This window comes from Streptomyces sp. NPDC006385 (genome assembly GCF_040612485.1).
Taxonomy (GTDB): domain Bacteria; phylum Actinomycetota; class Actinomycetes; order Streptomycetales; family Streptomycetaceae; genus Streptomyces.
Genome location: NZ_JBEXQG010000164.1, coordinates 1 through 2,735 on the forward strand (window position 1 = coordinate 1; position 2,735 = coordinate 2,735).

Annotated in this window: 1 protein-coding gene; it reads right to left on the bottom strand. The window is 71.9% G+C overall.

What is annotated here, in order from left to right:
* Window positions 1–2,735, bottom strand: a 2,735-nt coding sequence (locus ABZ078_RS44295) for a beta-ketoacyl synthase N-terminal-like domain-containing protein (protein WP_356584358.1), incomplete at both ends; no start/stop codon positions are given.

Genomic DNA, 2,735 nt, shown 5'->3' on the forward strand with positions numbered 1-2,735 from the left:
GCGAACACCGGAGCCGAGTCCAGCAGCTCCACACCCATCCCGGCCCACTGCGCACCCTGACCCGGGAACACGAACACCACCCGGCCACCAGAACCGGACGCGGTGCCCTGCACCAGCCCTGCGGCCGACTCACCGTGTGCCAGTGCCCGCAGTCCGGCCGTCAGCGCGTCCCGGTCGGTGCCGACCAGGACAGCCCGGTCGTCCAGGGCGGCCCGCCCCGCGCTCAGTGTCCAGCCCACGTTCACGGGAGAGAGGTCCGCGTCACGCTCCACGCGCGCCAGCAGGCGGACAGCCTGACCCCGCAGTGCCTCGGACCCGCGCCCTGACAGCACCCACGGCACCGCCACCGGCTCAGCCGGAACCGGCCGCTGCGCCTCCGGCGCCTGCTCCAGGATGACATGTGCGTTGGTGCCGCTGATGCCGAAGGAGGACACACCGGCCCTACGCGGGCGTCCCTCGGTCTCGGGCCACTCGCGCGCCTCGGTGAGCAGTTCGACCGCGCCCGCCGACCAGTCCACCTCGCGCGTCGGCTCGGTGACGTGCAGCGTCCGCGGCAGCAGACCGTGACGCATCGCCTCGATCATCTTGATCACGCCGCCGACACCGGCGGCCGCCTGCGCGTGGCCGATGTTCGACTTCAACGAGCCGAGCCAGAGGGGGCGTTCCCGGTCCTGGCCGTAGGTGGCGATCAGAGCCTGCGCCTCGATCGGATCGCCGAGGGTCGTGCCGGTGCCGTGCGCCTCGACCGCGTCCACCTCACCGGCCGACAGCCCGGCGTTCGCCAGCGCGGCGCGGATCACCCGCTGCTGCGACGGCCCGTTGGGAGCGGTGAGGCCGTTGCTGGCACCGTCCTGGTTGACCGCCGAGCCGCGTACGACGGCCAGCACCTGATGCCCGTTGCGGCGCGCGTCCGACAACCGCTCCAACACCAGCATGCCCACGCCCTCCGCCCACGAGGTCCCGTCGGCCGAGTCGGAGAACGCCTTGGACCGCCCGTCGGAGGCGAGCCCGCGCTGTCGGCTGAACTCCACGAACATGCCGGGCGTCGCCATGACGGTGACGCCGCCGGCCAAGGCCAACGTGCACTCGCCGGCCCGCAGGGCCTGGGCGGCCTGGTGCAGGGCGACCAGCGACGAGGAGCAGGCCGTGTCCACCGTCACGGCAGGGCCTTCGAGGCCGAGGACGTAAGCCAGCCGCCCGGAGACCACGCTTACCGACTTGCCGGTCAGCAGATAGCCATCGAGGCCGTCCGCGGCCTCGTGCAACTGGGTGCCGTAGTCCTGGGACATCGCGCCGGCGAAGACACCGGTGCGGCTGCCCTTGAGGTACATCGGGTCGATGCCCGCGTGCTCGAGCGCCTCCCAGGACGTCTCCAGCAGCAGCCGCTGCTGCGGGTCCATCGCCAGCGCCTCACGCGGCGAGATCCCGAAGAACCCGGGGTCGAACTCGGGTGCCTCGTAAAGGAATCCGCCTTCACGGACGTACGATGCCCCGGAGCGGCCGGGGTCGGCGTCGTACAGCGCGTCCAGGTCCCAGCCGCGGTCCGTCGGGAAGGCGGAGATTCCGTCGCGCTCGGTGCGCACCAAGTCCCACAGTTCCTCCGGCGAGGTCACCCCGCCGGGGAAGCGGCAGCCCATCCCGACGATGGCGATGGGCTCGTCCACCTGCCCACTGTCGCCCGGCACGTCGATGTCGGCCGCGTGGTCGGTGCCCAGCACCTCGGCGTCCAGGTGCCGCATGAGGGCGGTCGGCGTCGGATGGTCGAAGATCAGCGAGGACGGCAGCCGCAGCCCCGTCGCCTCGTTCAGCCGGTTGCGCAGCTCCACCCCGGTCAGGGAGTCGAAGCCCAGGTCCTTGAAGGTCCGTGCCGGGTCCACGGCTGCCGCGGAGCCGTATTCCAGCACGGTCGCGATCTGCGTCCGGACCAGCTGCTCCAGCGTCTGCCCACGCTCCTCGTCGGAGGCGGCGGCGAGCCGCTCGCGCCAGGACTCCGCCCTGACGGCCCCCGCCTCCTCGGCGACCTGCTGTGCCGTCTCGCCGAGCCAGTAGCGGTGGCGTTGGAAGGCGTAGGTGGGCAGGTCCACGCGGGTGGCTCCGGTGCCCGTGAACACCGCCTTCCAGTCCACGTCGACACCGTGCGCCCAGGCGCGGGCCAGGGCCGAGAGCAGCGCCTGCTCCTCCGGGCGCCCGCCGCGCAACGCCGGAACGAACACCGCATCCGCAGCCACTTGCGAGCCCGGCCCGGTCAACACACCGTCCGGACCCAGCTCCACGAACACCGACACACCTTGGGCGGCCAACTCTGCCACGCCGTCGGCGAAACGGACCGCCTCACGGACATGCCGCACCCAGTACTCCGCAGTACAGACCTCGGCCGACACGGCGAGCCGACCCGTCAGATTCGAGACCAGGGGCACCTTCGGGACCGAGTAGGTCAGGCCTTCAGCGACCGCCCGGAACTCCTCCAGCATCGGCTCCATACGCGGCGAATGAAACGCGTGCGAGACCGCGAGCTGCTTGGTACGGCGGCCCTGCGCCGACAACTCCCCCGCCAGCTCCTCCACGGCGTCCTCGTCACCGGAAACCACCACCGACGCAGGCCCGTTGACAGCCGCAACACCCACCCGGCCCTCACGACCCGCCAGCAAGCCGCTCACTTCTTCCTCGGTGGCCTCCACCGCCACCATCGCCCCACCCGCAGGCAACGCATCCATCAACCGGCCACGCGCCGCCAC